This window comes from Kribbella jejuensis (genome assembly GCF_006715085.1).
Taxonomy (GTDB): Bacteria; Actinomycetota; Actinomycetes; order Propionibacteriales; family Kribbellaceae; genus Kribbella; species Kribbella jejuensis.
Genome location: NZ_VFMM01000003.1, coordinates 1048093 through 1067679, shown reverse-complemented (window position 1 = coordinate 1067679; position 19587 = coordinate 1048093). Strand labels below are relative to the sequence as shown.

Annotated in this window: 19 protein-coding genes; 8 read left to right on the top strand and 11 right to left on the bottom strand. The window is 70.2% G+C overall.

The features are described from left to right. On the top strand, nt 1-210 hold a 210-nt coding region (locus FB475_RS37045), incomplete at its 5' end, for a hypothetical protein (RefSeq protein WP_202878635.1). Nucleotides 211-232: 22 nt separating this feature from the next. On the opposite strand, the gene FB475_RS32840 is transcribed toward FB475_RS37045, so the two are convergent. Then, entirely contained in the window at nt 233-1507 is a 1275-nt protein-coding gene (locus FB475_RS32840) for a ribonuclease D (protein WP_141861572.1), read from the bottom strand. After that, the gene (locus tag FB475_RS32835) at nt 1504-2106 is read right to left on the bottom strand and encodes a DUF3000 domain-containing protein (protein WP_141861570.1); all 603 of its coding nucleotides are present in this window, start codon (nt 2104-2106) and stop codon (nt 1504-1506) included. Before FB475_RS32835 ends, FB475_RS32840 begins: the two co-directional genes overlap by 4 nt. 140 nt (nt 2107-2246) lie before the next feature. Here FB475_RS32835 and hemE point away from each other — a divergent pair, with 140 nt between their 5' ends. The 5 genes from hemE to FB475_RS32810 are packed head-to-tail and all read left to right on the top strand — an operon-like array spanning nt 2247 to nt 6254. Continuing rightward, nucleotides 2247-3299, top strand: coding sequence for a uroporphyrinogen decarboxylase (hemE, locus tag FB475_RS32830; protein WP_141861568.1), 1053 nt, complete (start codon nt 2247-2249; stop codon nt 3297-3299). Then, nucleotides 3286-3783, top strand: a complete 498-nt coding sequence (locus FB475_RS32825) for a GNAT family N-acetyltransferase (RefSeq protein ID WP_141861566.1) — start codon at nt 3286-3288, stop codon at nt 3781-3783. Before hemE ends, FB475_RS32825 begins: the two co-directional genes overlap by 14 nt. Further along, a complete protein-coding gene (gene hemG, locus FB475_RS32820) occupies nt 3780-5195 on the top strand; it encodes a protoporphyrinogen oxidase (protein ID WP_141861564.1) in 1416 nt (471 codons plus the stop codon). The genes FB475_RS32825 and hemG overlap by 4 nt, the downstream gene beginning before the upstream one ends. Continuing rightward, nucleotides 5192-5887: a hydrogen peroxide-dependent heme synthase gene (gene hemQ / locus FB475_RS32815; protein WP_238332578.1), complete on the top strand. Its 696-nt coding sequence runs from the start codon at nt 5192-5194 to the stop codon at nt 5885-5887. Before hemG ends, hemQ begins: the two co-directional genes overlap by 4 nt. Continuing rightward, nucleotides 5880-6254, top strand: a complete 375-nt coding sequence (locus tag FB475_RS32810; protein ID WP_141861562.1) for a VOC family protein — start codon at nt 5880-5882, stop codon at nt 6252-6254. The genes hemQ and FB475_RS32810 overlap by 8 nt, the downstream gene beginning before the upstream one ends. On the opposite strand, the gene FB475_RS32805 is transcribed toward FB475_RS32810, so the two are convergent. From FB475_RS32805 to FB475_RS32770, 8 genes are all read right to left on the bottom strand, one after another. After that, entirely contained in the window at nt 6251-6559 is a 309-nt protein-coding gene (locus FB475_RS32805; RefSeq protein ID WP_141861560.1) for a hypothetical protein, read from the bottom strand. The two genes, FB475_RS32810 and FB475_RS32805, sit on opposite strands and share 4 nt — an antisense overlap. A gap of 11 nt (nt 6560-6570) precedes the next feature. Further along, nucleotides 6571-6903, bottom strand: a complete 333-nt coding sequence (locus tag FB475_RS32800; RefSeq protein WP_141861558.1) for an AbrB/MazE/SpoVT family DNA-binding domain-containing protein — start codon at nt 6901-6903, stop codon at nt 6571-6573. Nucleotides 6904-6949: 46 nt separating this feature from the next. Beyond that, a complete protein-coding gene (locus FB475_RS32795) occupies nt 6950-8995 on the bottom strand; it encodes an AAA family ATPase (protein WP_141861556.1) in 2046 nt (681 codons plus the stop codon). 36 nt (nt 8996-9031) lie between these two features. Then, nucleotides 9032-9448, bottom strand: a complete 417-nt coding sequence (gene msrB, locus FB475_RS32790; RefSeq protein ID WP_141861554.1) for a peptide-methionine (R)-S-oxide reductase MsrB — start codon at nt 9446-9448, stop codon at nt 9032-9034. A gap of 73 nt (nt 9449-9521) precedes the next feature. Beyond that, entirely contained in the window at nt 9522-11906 is a 2385-nt protein-coding gene (locus FB475_RS32785; RefSeq protein WP_141861551.1) for a lamin tail domain-containing protein, read from the bottom strand. Between the two features lie 121 nt (nt 11907-12027). Further along, nucleotides 12028-13386, bottom strand: coding sequence for an adenylate/guanylate cyclase domain-containing protein (locus tag FB475_RS32780; protein WP_141861549.1), 1359 nt, complete (start codon nt 13384-13386; stop codon nt 12028-12030). Continuing rightward, nucleotides 13379-15103: an NAD(P)/FAD-dependent oxidoreductase gene (locus FB475_RS32775; protein ID WP_141861547.1), complete on the bottom strand. Its 1725-nt coding sequence runs from the start codon at nt 15101-15103 to the stop codon at nt 13379-13381. Before FB475_RS32775 ends, FB475_RS32780 begins: the two co-directional genes overlap by 8 nt. 111 nt (nt 15104-15214) lie before the next feature. Continuing rightward, nucleotides 15215-16810 carry a M4 family metallopeptidase gene (locus FB475_RS32770; RefSeq protein ID WP_141861545.1) on the bottom strand — a complete coding sequence of 532 codons (1596 nt, stop codon included), beginning with the start codon at nt 16808-16810 and terminating at the stop codon, nt 15215-15217. 170 nt (nt 16811-16980) lie between these two features. On the opposite strand from FB475_RS32770, the gene FB475_RS32765 reads away from it, so the two are divergent. Further along, nucleotides 16981-18075 (top strand): DNA polymerase domain-containing protein, encoded by a 1095-nt coding sequence (locus tag FB475_RS32765; protein WP_141861543.1) that lies wholly within the window; start codon nt 16981-16983, stop codon nt 18073-18075. 53 nt (nt 18076-18128) lie between these two features. Then, the gene (locus FB475_RS32760; RefSeq protein WP_141861541.1) at nt 18129-18602 is read left to right on the top strand and encodes a carboxymuconolactone decarboxylase family protein; all 474 of its coding nucleotides are present in this window, start codon (nt 18129-18131) and stop codon (nt 18600-18602) included. Nucleotides 18603-18766: 164 nt separating this feature from the next. On the opposite strand, the gene FB475_RS32755 is transcribed toward FB475_RS32760, so the two are convergent. After that, nucleotides 18767-19540, bottom strand: coding sequence for an SDR family oxidoreductase (locus FB475_RS32755; RefSeq protein ID WP_238332587.1), 774 nt, complete (start codon nt 19538-19540; stop codon nt 18767-18769). Nucleotides 19541-19587 lie beyond the last annotated feature (47 nt).

The following is a 19587-nucleotide window of genomic DNA, read 5'->3' as shown; positions in this document are numbered from 1 at the left end:
GCGGTCGAGGTGCTGATCTCGACGCCCCAGGCCATCTCGCTCGCACTCGGCAGCCTGCTCGTCAGCCTGCTCAGCTACCGCCAGATCTTCGCCGTCATCGCCACCGTCATCCTGATCGGCGCCCTCCAGACGCTGCTCACCTTGCGCCGTGAGATCCGCGAGGATCTGACGAGTAGCGGACAAGATCTGTCCGCTTCGCTCCCTAGGTGAGGGCTTCCTGGCCGAACAAGGGTTAGTCGAGGGGGTTGGCCGGGGCCTCTGATGTCATGGCGTCGGTGAGGACCTCGGCGGTGAGGGCTATCTGCCAGGGGCGGGCGTGGTGGTCGCGGAGGAACCTGGTGATCACCTCGACGGTCACCTCGCGTGGCGGGGACCAGGCCAGCCGGCGGATGGTGTCGGGGGCGAGCAGGTTCTCGGTCGGCAGGCGGTGTGCCTCGGCGATCTCGGCGACCGCGGTCCGGGCGGTCGACAGCCGGGCGGCGGCGTCCGGGTCCCGGTCGGCCCAGGCGCGGGCCGGCGGCGGGCCGTCGTACCGCGGTCCTTGCTTGGGGAGCTCGGACTCGGGCAGTTTGCGGGCGTGGTCGACCGCCTCCCACCACGTCCGCATGTGCCGATGCGCGCCGCGACCCTTGAACGCGGTCAGTTTCTGCAGCGCGTCGCGGTCGGCCGGCATCGCCGACGCGGCCTCGACGATCGCGGCGTCGGGCAGGATCCGGCCGGGGGAGATGTCCGCTGCGGCCGCGATCTGGTCGCGGGCCTCCCACAGCGCGCGGACCACGGCCAGGCTGCGGCGGTTCCGGACCCGGTGCATGCCCGACGTACGGCGCCACGGGTCCGGCTTCGGCTCCCGCGGCGGGGCGTCGAGGATCGCGGCGAACTCCTGCTCGGCCCACTCCCACTTGCCGGCCTGGCGGAGCTCCTGCTCGATCGCGTTCCGCAGTTCGATCAGCATCTCGACGTCGAGCGCGGCGTACACCAGCCAGGGCGCCGGCAGCGGCCGGGTCGACCAGTCGGCCGCCGAGTGCTCCTTGCGCATCCGGTAGCCGAGTACTTCGCTGACAAGCGAGGCGAGCCCGACCTTCGGGTAGCCGAGCAGGCGGCCGGCCAGTTCGGTGTCGAACACCCGCCGCGGCACCATCCCGACCTCGGCCAGACAGGCCAGGTCCTGGTTCGCGGCGTGGATGATCCACTCGGCGTCGACGATCGCGTCACCGAGCGCGGACAGGTCGCCGAACGGGATCGGGTCGACGAGCGCGGACCCGGTACCCTCGCGGCGCAACTGGACCAGGTACGCGCGGTGCGAGTACCGGTAACCGGACGCCCGCTCGGCGTCGACGGCCACCGGGCCGGTTCCGGAGCGGAACGCCTCGACCGTGTCCGCGAGCGCGGCATCGGTGTCGACGACCTCCGAGAGCCCGTCCCGGAGCTCGAGCAGGGGGAGGTTTCCTTCCTGGTTCGGCGCCGTCGGGTCGACTGGTACCGGCGGCTGGGTGTCGGCTGGGCTCATCGGCCCCGCTGACCGCGACGGGTCGGCATCGCGACCACTCCCGGCGGAACGGGCGGCAGGCCGGCCGCCGTACACAGCACCTCGCCCCAGGCCTCGGCGTGCTGCGTCACGTCCACGACGCCACCGGGTCCCGGCACAGGACTCCACGACGCGCGGATCTCGATCTCCGCGGTCGCGTCGTCGTCGGCCATGCCGCCGAAGCTCTCCGATACCACGCGGGTCACGGTACCGCTCGGCGCCAGGAAGTCGGCGCCGCGGTCGGCCAGCGCCTCCATCAGCCAGGTCCAGCCCACGCCGCCGAGCAGCGCGTCGGTCACCATCTCCGGTTCGACGGCGGCACGCACGTACGCGACACAGCGGAAGGTCGACTGCCAGGCGTCGTTCCCCGCGGGATCGTAGAGGACGACCAGGCGGCCGGTGGCGACATCGTCACCGTCGACCGTCACGTCCGCGCTGACCGCCGCCGCATGCGGTGCGATCCGCTGCGGTGCGGGCATCTCCTCGACGAAAACCTCGGGCCGGAACCGGGCACCCCGTAACTGCGAGACTGCCTCGGCGAACTCCGCGGGTGGCGCGTCGACCTGCTTGCGGGCACCCATGTCGGCAGCCTACGACTGATTACTCACCGCCGCTTGCTTAGACGCGCCGGTAGCTCTGTGTATGGCGGCGCCTGCGGCAGGACACGGTACGGGAGGGCCCCGCGCCGGATCCGGAGTGGACCGGGTGGGATCATCGGTCCGTGGCCCCGACGTTACCCTCCTCGCTCGACCGTTCCGCCTATCTTCTTGCTGCTCGGGGTGAGCGTCCGCCGCACACGCCGGTGTGGTTCATGCGGCAGGCCGGGCGGGCGCTGCCCGAATACCGGAAGGTCCGCGAGGGGGTCTCGATGCTGGAGTCCCTGACCCGGCCGGACCTCGTCGTCGAGATAACGCTGCAGCCGGTCCGTCGTTACGGCGTCGACGCGGCGATCTTCTACTCCGACATCGTGGCCCCGCTGAAGTCGGCCGGTTTCGACATCGATATCAAGCCGGGCGTCGGCCCGGTGGTGGCGGACCCGATCCGGGACGCGGAAGGGGTCGGACGAGTCCGGCCGGTCACCCCGGCGGACGTCCCGTACACGACCGAGGCCGTGCAGCAGCTCGTCTCCGAGCTCGGCGGTACGCCGCTGATCGGCTTCGCGGGCGCCCCGTTCACGGTCGCGTCGTACCTGGTCGAGGGCGGTCCGAGCAAGGACTTCGCGAAGACCAAGGCGATGATGCACGGCAACCCGGAGCTGTGGCACGCGCTCGCGGACCGGCTCGCCGACGTCGCGATCGCGTACCTGGCGGTCCAGGTGGAGGCCGGCGCGTCGGCGATCCAGCTGTTCGACTCGTGGGCGGGCGGGCTGTCGCCGCGGGACTACGAGCGGTTCGTGCTGCCGCACACCGCGCGGGTGTTCGAGGCGATCAAGCAGTACGACGTACCCCGGGTGCATTTCGGCGTGAACACGGGCGAGCTACTGGGACTGATGAGCGCGGCCGGCGCGGACGTGGTCGGCGTCGACTGGCGCGTCCCGCTGGACGAGGCAGTACGCCGGATCGGTACGCCGAAGCCGGTGCAGGGCAACCTCGACCCGGCGCTGCTGTTCGCCGGGTGGGACGCGATCGAGCCCGAGATCGACCGGATCCTCGCGGAGGGGAAGGCCGCACCCGGCCACATCTTCAACCTCGGCCACGGCGTGCCGCCGGACGCCGACCCCGACGTGCTGCGCCGAATCACCCAGTATGTGCACTCCGCTCATGTACCTGCCTGATCACGGCGTGACGCTGGAGCCGCTGCGCCCGGACCACGCGGACGCCGTACTCGCCTTCGAACTGGAGAACCGGGAGTACTTCGCCAAGTGGATCTGGGACCGCGGCGACGAGTACTTCGCGGACTTCCCGACCCGGCACGCGGCGCAGCTCGCCGAGCAGGAGGCGGACATCTGCCGGTTCCACGTGCTGGTCGACGGTGACGGCGCGGTCGTCGGCCGGGTGAATCTGATCGACCTCGTCGACGGACAGGCCGAATTGGGCTACCGGATCGCCGAGAAGTGGGCCGGCCGCGGTCTCGCGACGGCGGCGGTGCGCGCGATCATCCAGCTGGCGCCCAGCTACGGACTGACCTCACTCCGGGCGGGCGCCTCGGACCGGAACCCGGCGTCGCAGGCGGTCCTCACCCGGGTGGGTTTCCGGCAGGTCGGCGTCTCGAGCACCGATCTCGGGCCGGGCAAGAAGTACGTACTGGAGGACTTATGAGCCGGGTGAGCCGGGTCGTGGTGGTCGGTGGCGGGATCAGCGGGCTGGCGGCGGCGCACGCGCTGGTGACCGGTCCGAACCCGCCGGAGGTGACGATCCTCGAGGGTTCGCCGCGGCTCGGCGGGAAGCTGGCCGGAGCCGACCTCGAAGGCGTACCGGTCGACCTCGGCGCCGAGTCGGTCCTGGCCCGTCGCCCGGAGGCGGTGGAGCTGATCAAGGCGGTCGGCCTCGCCGACGATCTGGTGCATCCGGCAACCACCTCGGCCGGGCTGTGGATCGGCGACCGGATCCGGGCGATCCCCCCGACCGTGATGGGCGTACCGGTCGATCCGTCCGCGACCACCGACGTACTCGGGGAGGCTGCCGCCGAACAAGTCGCCCACGAGTCGGACCTGCCCGCGCCCGCGCTGACCGAGGACGTAGCGATCGGCCGCTTCGTCGCCGAACGGATGGGGCCCGCGGTCACCGACAAGCTGGTCGACCCCCTGCTCGGCGGGGTGTACGCCGGGAAGGCCGAGGAGATCTCGCTCGCCGCCGCCGTCCCCGACCTGTACGCGAGGCTCCGCACCGCGCCAAGCCTGCTCGCCGCCACCGCCGAGCTCCGCGAACTCGGCCAGAAGCGCGCCGGCCAGCCCGTGTTCGCTGGCGTCGTCGGCGGCATCAACCGCCTCGTCACAGCCCTCGAACAAGACCTGACCGCCCGCGGCGTCAAGATCCGGACCAAGCTCGCGGTACGGCGGATCGCGCGGACCGCGGAGGGGTTCGAGCTCGAGGCCGGGCCGGTGCCCGCGCCGACGTACCTGACCGCCGACGCGATCGTGGTCGCCGTACCCGCGGCGCCGGCCGCCCGGATGCTCGCCGAACTGGTGCCCGCGGCAACGACCGAACTCGCCGCGATCGAGTACGCGAGTATGGCGATCGTCACGCTCGCGGTCCGCAAGGCCGACTGGCCGGCGGGCGCGACCGGCTCGGGCTTCCTCGTGCCGTCGGTGGAGGACAGGACCATCAAGGCGGCGACGTACTCGCATGCCAAATGGGCCTGGTCCGCCGAAGCCGGGGGAGACCTCGCGGTCCTGCGGACCTCGGTCGGCCGGCTCGGTGAGGAGTACGTGCTGCAGCGCTCCGACGAAGAGCTGGTCCAGCTGGCGGTCGCCGATCTGCGGAAGGCCATCGGGCTGGACGGTGTCGTCGGATCGCTGGTGACTCGGTGGGGCGGCGGCCTCCCGCAGTACGCGGTGGGCCACCTGGACCGGGTGGACCGGGTCGAGGCGGCGGTGGCCGGCGTACCGGGGCTGGCCGTTTGCGGGGCGGCGTACCGGGGGGTCGGGATCGCCGCGTGCGTGGCATCGGGTGGCAAGGCGGCCACCCGGGTGCGGGAGCACCTGGACGCATTGGAGACAATGAAGTCGTGACTGGTAAGCCGAAGGCCCGTGAGCTGAACAACGTCATCCGCTACACCTTGTGGTCGGTGTTCAAGGTCGAGACGCCCCTCGGGGACGCGGACAGGGACGAGCTGACCGCGGAGCTGACCGACCTGGTCGGGAAGCTGGCGGCCGACGACGTGGTGATCCGCGGGATCTACGACGTCGAGGGGTTCCGGGCCGACGCCGACTTCATGATCTGGTGGCACGCGCCGAGCTCGGACGCGCTGCAGCAGGCGTACCACGCGCTCCGCCGGTCGCGGCTGGGCCGGCACCTGGTCCCGGTCTGGTCGCAGTTCGCGCTGCACCGGCCGGCCGAGTTCAACAAGAGCCACATCCCGGCTTTCCTGGCCGACGAGGAGCCGCGCGCGTACGTCTGCGTGTACCCGTTCGTCCGGTCCTACGAGTGGTACCTGCTGCCGGACGAGGAGCGCCGCGCGATGCTCGCCGAGCACGGTCAGATGGCGCGCACCTTCCCCGACGTACGGGCGAACACGGTCGCGGCGTTCGCGCTCGGCGACTACGAGTGGATGCTGGCCTTCGAGGCGGACGAGCTGCACCGGATCGTCGACCTGATGCGTGAGCTGCGGGCGGCGTCGGCGCGGCGGCACACCCGCGAGGAGATCCCGTTCTACACGGGCAAGCGGACCGACGTCGCCGACCTGATCGCGAACCTTGTCTAAGGCGTTCCCGGTCCTGTACGTCTCCGACGTACGCCGGGCCGTGGAGTTCTACACCCTGCTCGGGTACCGGCCGACGTACCAGTTCCCGCTCGAGGGCGAGCCGCACTACGTCGGCCTCGAGCGCGGTGAGTCCTCCCTGGGCCTGTCCGACGCCAACTGGCCGGAGGCCCAGCTAGGCATCACCGTCGGCACGGCGCCTCGCTTCGAACTGTTCGTGTACGTCGACAACGTCGAGACCGAAATCGAACGCTTCCGCGCCGCCGGCCACCCCATCCTCCAGGAACCAGCCACCATGCCCTGGGGCGAACGCCAGGCCTACCTCGCCGACCCCGACGGCAACCCAGTAGCCCTCGCGACCCCCGTCTAGGGCCGGTCGTAGATGTCGTGAGTGCCGATACGGCGCCAGACGAGGATCGTCTCGCCGTCGTCGGTGCGCTCGAGATGAAACGTCGCCCGACCGTCAGGACCGGTGAAGCTCCACGTGATGGAGTAGATGCCGCCTGCGAGTTGATGTATCCGGAGACGTTTGGGCCACGGCGGCGTACCGGTGAAACTGCCGGCGGCGATGGCGGGCAGAAAGTGTTCGCTCAGAATCTTCAGGAACATCTGCCGGTGATCGCCGGGGAGGCGGGCAAGGTCACGATCGAACGTGCCCGCGGTGCGGTACTTCATCGACCGGCGGTCTACTCGCCTGAGGTGCGGTCGGCGTCGTCGGCCTCGGCGTTGATCTGCTCCAGGTGTGCCAAGAAGTCCTCGGCCGTGTCGAACGTGGTCGCGCGACCGGCGGCCAGGTCCGTGTCGGCCTCTCGCTCCTTGGCCTGCCACCGTTCGGACCAGAACCACGCCTGCTCGGCTGGTACCGCAACGTGGGGCAGCAGGACGATCTCACCGTCGCGGACGATGATCTCCACCTGGGCACCAGGCTTGTCGAGCCCGAACCGGCGCCGAAGCTGTGCCGGGATTGTGATCGTCCCGTTCTTCGGCTGCACTGCCGCGAAACCGATGTGAGTGTCCATGCTTCCACAATACCAGGAATCCTGTAATCCAGGAATCCTGGGTGACTCAGGTGCCGGGCTTCTGCAGGAGGTAGTCCTCGGCGCGCATGGAGGTTGGGGGGCGGACGTCGGCGGGGATGAGTTCGCGGAGGTCGCGTTCGGTGAGTTTGTGGGGGTCGAGGGCGGACAGGCGGGTGGCCTGGTTGGAGACGGCCTCTTCGAGGACGTTGCGGATGAAGCGGCCGTTGCCGAAGCTGTGGCCACGCGGTGCGGGCGGGATCACGCTCCGGACCTTGTCGAGCACTTCCTCGCCGTAGATCATGCCCTTCTGCCTGGCCTGCAGCTCGAAGATCTGGACCAGCTGGTCGGTGTCGTACTCGCTGAACGACAGCAGCTTCGGGAACCGGGACTGCAGACCGGTGTTCGACTCCATGAAGCGCTGCATCTCGCGGTGGTACCCGGCGACGATCACGATGCAGTCGTTGCGGTGGTCCTCCATCATCTTCAGGATCGTCGCGACCGCTTCCAAGCCGTAGTCGCCGGGCGTGTTCTCCGGCGTCAGGCTGTACGCCTCGTCGATGAACAGCACACCGCCGAGCGCCTCGCGGAACTTGGCCGCGGTCATCGGCGCGGTCGAACCGACCGCGGCACCGACCAGGTCGGACCGGTCGACCTCGACCACATGGCCCTTCTCCAGCACGCCCAGCTGGTGGTAGATCCGGCTGAGCAGCCGCGCGATCGTGGTCTTCGCCGTACCGGGCTTGCCGACGAACACCATGTGCCGGGCCCGCTCGTGGCTGGGCAGACCGAGCTCGGCGCGGCGCAGGTTCGTCTTCACCTCGGCGACCATCTTGCGGACGGCGTCCTTGACCGACTCCAGGCCGATCAGCGAGTCGAGCTCGGCGAGCGGGTTGTCGGTCAGGTCGACCGGCTTCGGTGGCAGCGGCTCGTTCACGTCCACGCCGCTGCTCTTGGCCGGAGTCTGCCCGTCCTCGGCGTCCTTCTTGACGCTGCTCCACGCGGCCGAGAGCGAGTGGTCCTGCTCGGCCGCGGCGGCCGTCTCCAGGGCGCTCCACCGCTCCCGGTCGAGCATCCGGAACAGCGTGGTCAGGTCGGGGATCTCCGGCTCCGGCCACGGCTGCTTACTGAGTACGCCGGACAGGTGCACGCCGACCCGCGCGGCCGCGGCGCCCCAGGCCCGCGCGAGTGGTGACTGCCCACTCCGGATCGCACGCGACATCCACTGGTTGACGTGCCCGTGCCAGGTGTGCAGGTTGAACCGCGGCGCGATCTCCTCGAGCGCGTGGTGTACGTCGATGGTCGCGTCGCCGAGGATGTTTGCCACGGCCTGCGGGATGCCGCGCAGGCCCGACGCCAGGATCAGCTCGGCCAGCACCTGGGCGAAGTCACCGGCGTACTCGTCCGGGCTCGTCATCAGCAGCCGGGCGTGCGTGTCGCGGATCGAGTTGATCGAGTACCGCAGAGCGGCGGTCGGGCCGGCCAGCTCGGGCAGTACGGCGCGCTCACCGGGCCGGAGCGCGTCGGTCCGCCAGTACTTCGCGATCTCGTCGTACTCGCCGGTGATGTGCAGATGGGTCGCCTCGCGGTCGGCGACGACCCGGTCGAACGCGGCCGCGAGCGCCTCGGCGCGGGCCGCCATCGGTGGCGCGTCGACGAACAGCCGGACCACGTCGCGGGACACCAGCAGCGCGTGCTTGCGCCCGAGCTCGCGGAAGCCGCGCGCTCCGGCGATCGCCTGCAGGTGCCAGTCGGTCGGCGCCACGTAGATCACGTGCCCGTTTCCACCCAGGCGCGAGGAGGGCCGGTAGAAGTCGTGGGTCAGCTCGGCGGACAGGTCGGCGTACTCACCGTGCAGGACCGGAATCCAGCCGGTCAGCAGCGGCGCCACCTGGTGGGTGAACCAGACGGCGGCCGGTGTGCCCTTGACGAAGTCCGGGAAGGCGTCGGAGCGCAGCGGGCGCAACGCGTCGGGATCGGCCGCCCAGACCTTCAGCTGCGCGCGAATCCGCTCCACCCAGGCCGCGGGCACCTCCCACGGCTCCGCCGCCGAAAGGACATCCAGAACCCGCGGTGTACGGACCTCGTCAGCCACCGATTTCCTTCCCCAGAGTCGACCAGCCGACCCAATCTACAACGGGGCGAGGGTGAGGCTGATGCTGTTGATGCAGTAGCGGAGGTCGGTGGGGGTGCCGTAGCCCTCGCCTTCGAAGACGTGGCCGAGGTGGGAACCGCAGTTGGCGCAGCGGACCTCGACGCGCTTCATGCCGAGGGTCGAGTCCTCGATGTACTCCACGCGGTCCTCGGCCAGCGGCGCGAAGAACGACGGCCAGCCGCAGTGCGAGTCGAACTTGGTCTCGCTGCGGAAGAGTTCGGCGTCGCAGGCGCGGCACTTGTAGACGCCGACCGTCTTGGTGTCGGTGTACTCGCCGACGAACGGCCGCTCGGTACCGGCCTGGCGCAGGACGTGGAACTCGGCGGGGGAGAGCTGCGCCTTCCACTCCGCCTCGGACTTCTGTACGGCGTACTGCTTCGTGTCGTCTGTCACCACACCAGTATCGGTCGCCCGGACGCGAAAACCCCGCCCGGGCGACCGACGTAACACTGCGGTTAGCCAGGGGTTAGCGCACCCAGGACGGCAGCGGCGTGAGTTTCACCACCTGTGGGTCGTGGTCGGAGATCTGGTCCGGGAACTCCGCGTTCATGTGCACGACGTCGTACGACGCGGTCGGGCGGAGGTTCTGCGAGATCAGGATCTGGTCCAGGATCTGGCTGTTGCCCTCGAACACGTAGCTGTACCGCTCCGGCAGCGGCAGCGTCCGGGGCAGGTCGACCAGCGCGGTGTTGCCGGATCCGACCAGGATGTCCGCGGTCTGCGACCAGTCGAAGTCGTTCAGGTCACCCAGTACGACGACGTTCGCGCCCTTGTCCTTGGCCAGGATCTGGTCGACGAAGCCACGGACCGCGGCGGCCTGCTCGTGCCGCTTCGGGGCGCTGGACTGCACCGGCGGCTGGAACCGGCCCCACAGCGGGTCGTCGCCGCCCTTGGAGCTGAAGTGGTTCACGACCACGAACACGGTCTGCCCGTGCCACTTGAACTCGCCGGCGAGCGGCACCCGGGTCGCGGCCCAGGCCGGGTTGGCCGGGTCGACCCGCCCCGGCGAGGAGCTCAGGTGCGGACGTCCCGCGGGGTCGGTGACGATCGTCGTGGCGGTCGTCGAGCCGCCGCCCGGGGTGTCGACGAACTTCAGCGGCTTGTCGGTGCGGTACATGAACGCGACCCTGATGTTGCCGCCCGGCTCACCACCCTCGGCGTTGTCCACCGGGTCGATCTCGCGCCAGGCGTACGTCGGTCCGCCCGCCTTCACGATCGCCGCGACAAGCATGTTCAGCGTCTTGTCGGCGGCCGTCGTACCGGAGTTGATCGCGCCGTCGTTGTCCTGGACCTCCTCGAGCCCGAGGATGTCCGGCGCCGCGAGATTGTGCACGACGGCCTGCGCGAGCCCGTCGAACTTGGCGTCGCCGTCGGACGGGTCCAGGTTCTCCACGTTGAACGTCGCCACCGACAGCTGCGTGGGCAGCGAGGCCTTCGTCACCTCGCGCTGCACGCCGCCGTCGATCACGGTCGGCGTGGTGGTCGGCAGGAACTTGAAGTTCCCGAACGAGTAGTCGACGACACCCGTCACGGTCCCGGCCAGCTTGTCGCCGGTCTTCGCGTCCGGGACCGGCGTCAGCACGTCGTCCAGCAGGATCCGCTCGGGGTTGGAGTCGGTCTTCTGCAGCAGGATCCCGCCGCGCACCGTGCGTACGCCGGAGCCGGCCGGTACGACGGACAGCTCGCGGAACGAACTGGTCGGGCCGGTGACCTCGGGCTGGTTGATGCCGATCCACATGCCCTCGAGCGACTCCCAGAAGTCCATGCCGTCGGTGGCGGGGTCGAACGCGGTGCTGGTCTTCTCGACGTCACCGTTCGCGTCGTCCTCGATCACGGTCGACGGCGGGACTCGCCCGCCCGGGCCGACGATCGTCGGAGCCGGTACGGCGGCCGTCCCGGTCACGGTGATCTTCGCGTTGGTGAGCTCGGTGGTTGTCAGGTTCGTCGTACCGCCGGAGCCGCCCGGGCGGAACTCGGCGACCGTGCCTTCGACGCTCAGCGCGTCGCCGACCGAAACCGTCGGCGCGGAGCTGGTGAAGACGAAGATGCCTTCGCTGGTGGCCGGGTCGGCGTCCGGCTGGGTGTCCTGGAACCAGAATCCGCTGCTGCTCTTCGCGGTCACCACACCGGTGACGTCGGTGACCCGCTTGCCCTCCAGCGGTGAGCGGTGCGCGGCGCCCTGGATGTCGTGGATCTTCGCGTCCAGCGGCGGCTCAGCGGGTCCACCGGTCAGCGTGCCAGGCGACGGGTTGCCCGCGGCGAAGTCAGCGCTGTTGTTGTCGGTGTCCTGCTTCGGGTTCGACCTGGCGGCCGAGGTCGTGTTCGACAGGCCCGGTGCCGGCGCGGTCTCGGAGTCGTTCGCCGTACCGAAGCCGACGTAGTCGCGGACCGCCGGGTCGGCGTGGCAGGCCGAGCCGCAGGCGAGCGCGGTCTGGTTGGTGACGAGTGCGACCTTGCCGGCGGTGGCCGACATCGGGATCGTTCCGGTCACGTTCGGCGCCGGCATCGGCTGCCCGTTCGCGCCGCCGCTCTCCTGGATCAGGTACGCGGCGCCGGGCGCGATGCTGCCGGTCAGCTTGGTGACCTGCCACGACGTACCGGCAGCGGATGCGTACTGGACCGACCAGCCGCTCACGTCGACCGGGGCGGAGCTGTTGTTGGTCAGCTCGATGAAGTCGTTGGTGTACGGCGCTCCGCTGTTGCCGCCACCGCCGTACACCTCGGTGATGAGGACGTCGGTGGAGGCGGCGTCGGCAGGCCGGGCGACCAAGGCGGCGGCGCCGGCGAGGACGAGACTCGAGGTGACCACGAGGACGCCCAGGCGGCGGGGTGGTCGGATCAGGGCAGACATGGCCCGGATTCTCACACCGGCACGTGATCGTTCCAAGGGCCAACACGTGAACACCCGGTACGGACCGCAAAGGCACGGGTGATCATGCACGCGGCGCTGTCCGGGCCGGGCGCGAGGGCGATCACTCGTCGAGCGCCAGCAACCGGTACACCTCGACAGGCTCGGATTTCCCCTTCAGACTCACCAGTCCGAGGGACTCGGTGCGTGCCCGCGGCAGCAGCGCTTTCGTGGCCGTCCCGATGGCGACCCCTCCAGCGGGCGCCTTTCCCTCGATCCGGGAGGCGACGTTCACCGTGTCGCCGATGACGGTGTGGGTCCGCCCGCCTTCGGTCCCGAGCAGGCTGACCGATGCGATCCCGCTGTTGATCCCGACCCGGAACTGCGGCCAGTTGGGATGCGCGTCCCGGACGGCGGTCGCGGCGTCCTGCAGGGCGAGCCCGGCCGCGGCGGCCCGGGCCGCATGATCCGGCTGGTCCCCGCGCTTGTTGAACGTGACCATCAGCGCGTCCCCGATGATCCGGTCGACCTCGCCGCCGTGCCGCCGGACGACGGGCGGGACAACGACCTCGAAGTACGTGTTGAGCATCGCCGTGACCTCGGCCGGATCGTGCTGCTCGGAGAACGCGGTGAACCCTTGGAGATCGGCGAACAGCACCGTCAGCTCCCGGCGCCCCGAGACGGTGTCCGCCTGGTACAGATCCGCGAACCGTTCCTCGTACCACTGGATCCGTACGCCGGCCACGACCAGGACGAACGCCGCCAGCAGCAGCACGTGCCACTCCCACCACGACAGCGCCCAGTTCCGCGCGAACACCAGCGCGACCATCGCCTCGCCGAGCAGCACGAACGCGGAGATCATCGACAGCACCATCAGCGACGGGCGCTCCCACCAGATCCGCAGGTAGCGAGCCGCCGCGACGCCGTACAGCACTACCGCGGGTACGGCGAGCCCTCGCAGGATGCCCTCGGCGACTTCCGGGACGGACGTCGCGTGCAGCGGCGGCAGCCGCAGTACCGAAGCCACCGCCCACAAGGCCATCACGACGATCAGCCCGTCACGAGCTCGCCGCCCCCAGGTGGTGCCGGAGACGGTCAGGCTGGACAGGAAGGCGAACACCGACGCCAGCGCCACGCCCACCGGCGTCGCGAGGGTGAAGCCGGCGTTCGGGGTGTCGAGGAGGACCTTCGGGGTTGCCAGTGCGTGCAGTCCGAGGAATCCGGCCGCGGAAAGGAAGGCCAGCGAGACGAACAGCACCCGTGCGTCACCTCGCCGCAGCGCGGCGGCACCGGTGAGATAGGCCAGTACCGCGCCCAACGCTGCCGTGAGCAGTACCAGCCAGAAATGTGTCGGGTGATGTTCCCAGTGCACGTCGAGAGCCGGCGCCTGCCGCAACAACACCAGACCCGCGATCGGGACGAGCAGGACCAGCGCGGTCAGCCCGACCATGGCGGGCGTGTAGACGAAGCGCCGCTCAGGCATCCGGTGCGACCTTGAGGTGGGTGTGGATCTGGGACACCACCACCGACCCTTCGCCGACCGCGGACGCGACCCGTTTGACGGAGCCGGAGCGGACGTCACCGACCGAGAACAGGCCGGGCAGCGTCGTCTCGTACGGCTGTGGCGGGCGGCCTTCCCGCCAGAGCGGATCGGCGCCGGCATCGGAGCCGGTGAGGACGAAGCCGAGCTTGTCCCGCGCGACCTCGGCGGGCAGCCACCTGGTCCCTGGTACGGCACCGATCATCACGAACAGCCCGTCGATGGGCAGGTCCTCCTCGGTGCCGGTCTTGCGGTCCCGCAGCGTCAACCGCTGCAGCCGGCCGTCACCGCCGCCGTCGACCACCTCGCTGGACGCCCGCACGGTGACGTTGCCCGCGGCATCGATCGCGTCGATCAGGTACTGCGACATGCTCGCCGACAGGTCCTCGCCGCGGATCACCAGCAACACGTGCCGGCAGTACCGGGCCAGGTGCAGCACCGCCTGGCCGGCCGAGTTGCCGCCGCCGACCACGCACGCGTCCCGGTCCTTCAGGCCGTGCGCCTCCGACACGCTCGCGCCGTAGTACACGCCGTTCCCGACGAGCCGCTCGAGCGCCGGCACGTCGAGCCGCCGGTACGAGACGCCGGTCGCGAGCACGACGGCCCGCGCCGTCACCTCACCCACGTCCTCGATGACGGCGTGGAACCGGCCGTCGCGCCACTCCAACTGGCCGACGGTCCGCATCAACACGAAGTGCGCGCCGAACACCCAGGCCTGCTGGTACCCGCGCTGGGCCAGCTCCGACCCGCGGATGCCACGGGAGAACCCCAGATAGTTCCGGATCAGCGAGCTCGTCCCCGCCTGCCCACCGATCGACTCCCGCTCCACGACGAGCGTCCGCAGGCCCTCCGACGACCCGTACACCGCCGCCGCGAGCCCACCCGGCCCGGCACCGATCACGAGCACGTCGAACGCCGTGTCGTCGGACTCCAGCGTCGTCGGCACACCCCACGCCTCCGCGATCTCCGCGTCGGTCGGATCGTGCAGGACGGCGCCGCCGACGGCCGGCATCCAGACCAGCACCCCGGTCCCGGGATCCGGCTCGCCGATGAACTCCAGTACGTCGTTCGCGAGCGCCGAGCCGCTCTCCCGGAACGCGCTCGGGATCCCGTTACGGGCCAGCAGGCTGCGCACCGCCTGACCACGCACCGAGTTGCCGGCCGCGATCACGACCACCTCACGCAGGTTCGCGACCTCGTACCGCGACCACTCCTGGACGAACTCGGCCACGGTCCGGTGGAACAACTCGTCATGCGCGATCCACGGCTTCAGCACGTAGTAGTTGATGTCGCCGACCGACATCGCCGACAGGATGGCCGAGGCGGTCGTACGGTCGGCCCAGGCGCCCCACTCGATCAGCAGCGCGCGTCGCGCGTCCGGGTGCAGCGTCCGCGACGCCGCGAGTACGGCGGCCCGTTGGTCGGCGGGCAGTGCGTGGTCGACGAGTACGACGGCCACCCGCTGCTCCCAGTCGTGTGCCCGCTGCAGGCAGTCGAGCGCGGCCGCCGCCGTCAGCTCGCCACGAACGCGGAAGTCCGCGCCGAAGCCACGATCCAGCTCCGTCTCGCACCGCTCCAGACGCTCCGGGTCAGCGTCCACGACGAGCAGCAGTGGCCGTGCGGCACGCAGCCGCGGCCCGCCCCCGGGGTCCCCACCCATAGCTGAGACGGTAGGTCCGGACCCTGCGGCTGGCAATGGACAAAGCGCTTGTTCGCCGGGTCCTGCCCGCCCCAGTGGGACAGGACCCGGCGAAGTCCAGCCAGTTGACCGCTAGTTGACGGCTACCGCGGACCAGGCGGCCGCGACGGCGGCCTTCTCCGCGCTGTTCGCGCCGTAGAGGTCGGTGGCCGCGTTCAGCGTCGCGGTCCGGGCCTGGGCGTACGTCGTACCGCTGGTCATGTACGTCGTCAGCGCGCGGAACCAGATCTTGCCGAGCTTGTCGTGCCCGATGCCGGTGAGCGTCGAGCCGTTGCAGGTCGGCGAGTTGTGCGGCAGACCGCCGATGTTCTTCGCGCCGGTGCCCTCGGCGAGCAGGTACGCGAAGTGGTTGGCGATCCCGGAGGAGTAGTGCACGTCGAGGTTCCCGACGCCGGACGAGTAGCAGTCGGGCGAGGTGCCGTCCCTGCTCGGCTTGTCCATGTAGCGCAGCGCCGGGCGGTCCTTCATGATCTTCTCGCCGATGTAGTAGTCACCCGGGTCCGAGGTGTTGTTCGCGTAGAACTCGACCATCGTGCCGAGGATGTCGCTGGTGGCCTCGTTCAGGCCGCCGGACTCACCGGAGTACGTGAGGTTCGCCGTGTGCTCGGTGACGCCGTGGGACATCTCGTGTCCGGCCACGTCCAGCGAGACGAGCGGACCGGCCGCGACGTTGTCACCGTCGCCGTACGTCATCTGCTTACCGTCCCAGAACGCGTTCACGTAGTTGGAGCCGTAGTGCACCCGGCTCGGGACGCCCTTGCCGTCGCCGAAGATCCCGTTCCGGCCGTGGACGAACTTGTAGTAGTCGTACGTCGTCGCGGCGCCGTAGTGCGCGTCGACGGCCGCACTTGCCCGGTCGGCGGTCGTGCCGGTGCCCCAGTGGTTGTCGGCGTCGGTGAACTTCGTCGGCGCCGGGCAGCCGAGCTGGAAGAGCTGGCACAGCACCGAGTCGGTCTTGTTGTTCGCGTCGCCGGTCCAGCCGCCGCCGCGGGTCGCGTCGGTCAGCGTGTACCCGCCGGTCGCCGTGCTGGTCTCCAGCGGGACGGTGCCGGAGTACAGGCTCTTGCCGTCACCGGTGACCGTCTCGATGTGCTGCTCGCTGATCAGCTTCGCGCCGGTCAGGGCGTCGATCGTGGTCGTGATGCGGCTCGGCGTACCGTCCTTCTGAGTGCCGGCCGTGGTGACCAGGTAGGCCAGCCGTGGCGCGCCCTTGCGGGCCTCGATCACCAGGCTGGGCCTGCCTTCGGCCTTCAGACCGTTGGTGAGTGCCTTCGTGGTCGCGGTGGCGGCCGTGAGTTTCGGCGTACGGCTGATGTTCGCGCTCCTGGTGAGCGTCAGGCTGGCGCCCTTGAAGGCGCCGTCCTTGGTCTCGTGGACGACGACGTCGCCGCCGAGGACCGGCAGCCCGCCGATGGTGCGGTCCATCCGGACGTGGCTGCTTCCGTCCTTGTCGACGATCACGTCCTTGACCACGAACGCGTCGGCGGTTGTGGCCCGCAGCGCGGTCAGGTTGCTGCTGATCGCTTCCCTGGCCTTGGCGACGGCCGCGGCGGGTGTGGGAACAGGAGACGCCGTCGGTGCACCGGTGGCGGTCGATGCGCTGGTCAGTCCGAGGGCGGTGGTGGTCACCACTGCAGTCGCAGCGGCGAACAGGGCGGATCTGTTCATCCTCGCGCTCCTTGTCAGGTGTCCCGGAGGCCTCACGCCCCAGGAACGAGGTGCAGGAACGTTACCGCCCGGTCACCTACTGTGGCCAGAGGTCGAGAAAAGTTGTCTTTCCGCGCTGTCTCCTGTGCTGCCCGCCGGATTTGGTCGGTCGGGGGCGATACCGTCACCGCATGGCGAAGAGCACGGCGGTGATGCTCACCGTGGGGGAGCGCGAGGTCCGGGTCTCGAGTCCCGAGCGGGTCGTCTACGAGGCGACCGACTGGGCTCCGGAGGTCACCAAGCTGCAGGTCTGCGAGTACTTCGTCGCCGTGGCGCCGGCGTTCATGCGCGCCTCGGGGGACCGGCCGGTGGCGCTCGAGCGCTGGCCCGGCGGCTGGCGCGAGGGGATGACGCTGTCGGTGGACTCGATCGGCCGGCAGACCGGCGACGGGTTCTACTCCAAGCGCCTGCCGAAGGGCGCACCGGACTGGCTCGAGACCTGCCGCGTGCTGACCCCGAACGGCCGCCCGATCGACGAGCTGTGCCTGTCCGAGCCCGCCGCGGCCGTCTGGGCGGCCCAGATGGGCACGCTGACCTTCCACCCGTGGGCGGTCCGGAAAACCGATCTCGACCAACCTGACGAGCTGCGCATCGACCTCGACCCGCAGCCGGGCGCCACCTTCGCCGACGCCCGGCGGGTGGCCGCCGTCGCGCGCGAACTGCTCGAGGAGCTCGGCCTCCGCGGGTACCCGAAGACCAGTGGGAACCGGGGGATCCACATCTACGTGCGGATCCGGCCCGAGTGGTCGTTCGACGAGGTCCGGCATGCGGCGATCGGTCTGGGCCGCGAGCTCGAACGCCGCGACGACGGCGTGACCACGGCCTGGTGGAAGGAGCAGCGTGGCGAGGCGTCGATCTTCCTCGACTTCAACCAGAACCTCCGCGACCGGACCGTCGCCGGCGCCTGGTCGCTCCGGCCGCGCCCGGGCGCCCCGGTGAGTACGCCGATGACCTGGGAGCGGCTCGCCGAGGTCGACGACCCGCGGGCGTTCAACCTGCACACCGTCCCGGACTACCTCGCCGACGGCGACCCGTGGGCCGAGATGGACAGTACGGCGTACCCGCTCGACCCGCTGCTGCGCCTGTGGGAGGAACTGCCCGGCGGCGAGCTGAACTTCCCGCCCGACTACCCGAAGATGCCGGGCGAACCGCCGCGGGTGCAGCCCAGCAAGAAGGTCGCCGAACACTGGGACGAGCACGGCAACCGGATCCCTGACATTCCGTAGCGCTGTCTCGTCGGATGGGTATCGACACGCTCATTCGCTAGGAGACAGCAGTTATGGATGCACGTCTGGATCTGTTCACCAACCCGGTGCTCGGCAAGTTCGTCAAGCACCTCAACTCCGCGGCCCGTTCCGCGCTCGACGCCGGCGTACCGCTGTCGACGCTCGAACTGGTCGAGCTGCGGGCCAGCCAGATCAACGGCTGCGCGTACTGCGTCGACATGCACTCGAAGGACCTCGCGCATCATGGCGAAACGGCCGTCCGGATCAACCTCGTCGCGGTCTGGCGGGAGGCCACCGTCTACACCGACGCCGAACGGGCCGCGCTGGCGCTGGCCGAGGCCGGCACCCGGATCGCCGACGCCGCCGGCGGGGTCCCCGACGACGTCTGGCTGAACGCGACCAAGTACTACGACGAGAACCAGTTGGCCGCCCTGGTCGCCGCGATCGCCGGCATCAACACCTGGAACCGCCTCAACGTCATCACCCAACAGCCCGCCGGCGACTACGTCCCGGGCCAGTGGGGCTGAGATCCAATCCCCTCGCACCCCCCGCCATTTGAGCGGTTAACCACCCGCGCCGCCCCTCCGCAACCCGCATGGGAGGGGTGAAGGGACCGTTTCGGAGGTGAACCACCGGAATGGCAGACCCGGGCCGGGACCGGGACGGACCGGGGGGTGCGGGGGTGGGCGGTTCAGATCGTGCGGAGGGCGCCGCCGTCGATCGGGATGATGGCGCCCGTCAGGTAGGAGGCGGCGGGGGACAGGACGAAGGCGGCGACCCGGCCGAACTCGTCCGGAGTGCCGTAGCGGCGCAGCGGGATGGTCTTCTCCGAGGCGCGGCGGGCCGCCTCCGGGTCGCCCGACTTGCCGTCGAGCTCCTTCAGCCGGTCGGTGGAGATCCGGCCCGGCATCAGGCCGTTGACCCGGATGCCGTTCGGGCCGAGCTCGTCGGCGAGCGTCTTGGCGACCATCGCCAGCCCGGGCCGCAGACCGTTCGAGATCGCCAGCCCGTTGATCGGGGACTTCACCGACGACGACAGCACGAAGGCGATCGACGTACCCTCCGCACCGGCCCGGGCGACCGCTCGAGCGATCCGCAACCCGCCGAGGAACACGCTCTCGAAGGCCGCTCGCCAGTCGTCCTCCTCGGAGTCCAGCGCGGTCCCGGCGCGGGGTCCGCCGACGCTGATCAGTGCGCCGTGCAGGTCGCCCCACTTGGCGATCGCGGTCGCCGCCAGCCGCTCGGCGCTCTCCGGGTCGGCGTTGTCGACCGGGATCCCGACGACGCTCCCGCCGAGCCCTGACAGTTCGGCGGCGGCCCGCGCGATCGACTCCTCGTTGCGGCTGGAGATCACCAGCCGCGCGCCTTCGGCGGCCAGTGCCTTCGCGGTGGCGAAGCCGAGTCCGGCGCTGGCGCCGGTGACGATATAGGTGCGATCGCGCAGTCCGAGGTCCACACCCACCATCCTGCCGTAAGCCACCACACCGCGCATCTCGTAGCCCACGGCAAGTA

Excerpts from the sequence above, each read along its gene's own strand:
- FB475_RS32800 (WP_141861558.1), bottom strand. The coding sequence starts at position 6,903 with ATGGACACTCACATCGGTTTCGCGGCAGTGCAGCCGAAGAACGGGACG.
- hemG (WP_141861564.1), top strand. The coding sequence starts at position 3,780 with ATGAGCCGGGTGAGCCGGGTCGTGGTGGTCGGTGGCGGGATCAGCGGG.
- FB475_RS32825 (WP_141861566.1), top strand. The coding sequence starts at position 3,286 with ATGTACCTGCCTGATCACGGCGTGACGCTGGAGCCGCTGCGCCCGGAC.
- FB475_RS32775 (WP_141861547.1), bottom strand. The coding sequence starts at position 15,103 with ATGGGTGGGGACCCCGGGGGCGGGCCGCGGCTGCGTGCCGCACGGCCA.
- FB475_RS32770 (WP_141861545.1), bottom strand. The coding sequence starts at position 16,810 with ATGAACAGATCCGCCCTGTTCGCCGCTGCGACTGCAGTGGTGACCACC.
- FB475_RS32785 (WP_141861551.1), bottom strand. The coding sequence starts at position 11,906 with ATGTCTGCCCTGATCCGACCACCCCGCCGCCTGGGCGTCCTCGTGGTC.
- FB475_RS32805 (WP_141861560.1), bottom strand. The coding sequence starts at position 6,559 with ATGAAGTACCGCACCGCGGGCACGTTCGATCGTGACCTTGCCCGCCTC.
- FB475_RS32760 (WP_141861541.1), top strand. The coding sequence starts at position 18,129 with ATGGATGCACGTCTGGATCTGTTCACCAACCCGGTGCTCGGCAAGTTC.
- FB475_RS32765 (WP_141861543.1), top strand. The coding sequence starts at position 16,981 with ATGGCGAAGAGCACGGCGGTGATGCTCACCGTGGGGGAGCGCGAGGTC.
- FB475_RS32780 (WP_141861549.1), bottom strand. The coding sequence starts at position 13,386 with ATGCCTGAGCGGCGCTTCGTCTACACGCCCGCCATGGTCGGGCTGACC.
- FB475_RS32835 (WP_141861570.1), bottom strand. The coding sequence starts at position 2,106 with ATGGGTGCCCGCAAGCAGGTCGACGCGCCACCCGCGGAGTTCGCCGAG.
- FB475_RS32755 (WP_238332587.1), bottom strand. The coding sequence starts at position 19,540 with ATGGTGGGTGTGGACCTCGGACTGCGCGATCGCACCTATATCGTCACC.
- FB475_RS32840 (WP_141861572.1), bottom strand. The coding sequence starts at position 1,507 with ATGAGCCCAGCCGACACCCAGCCGCCGGTACCAGTCGACCCGACGGCG.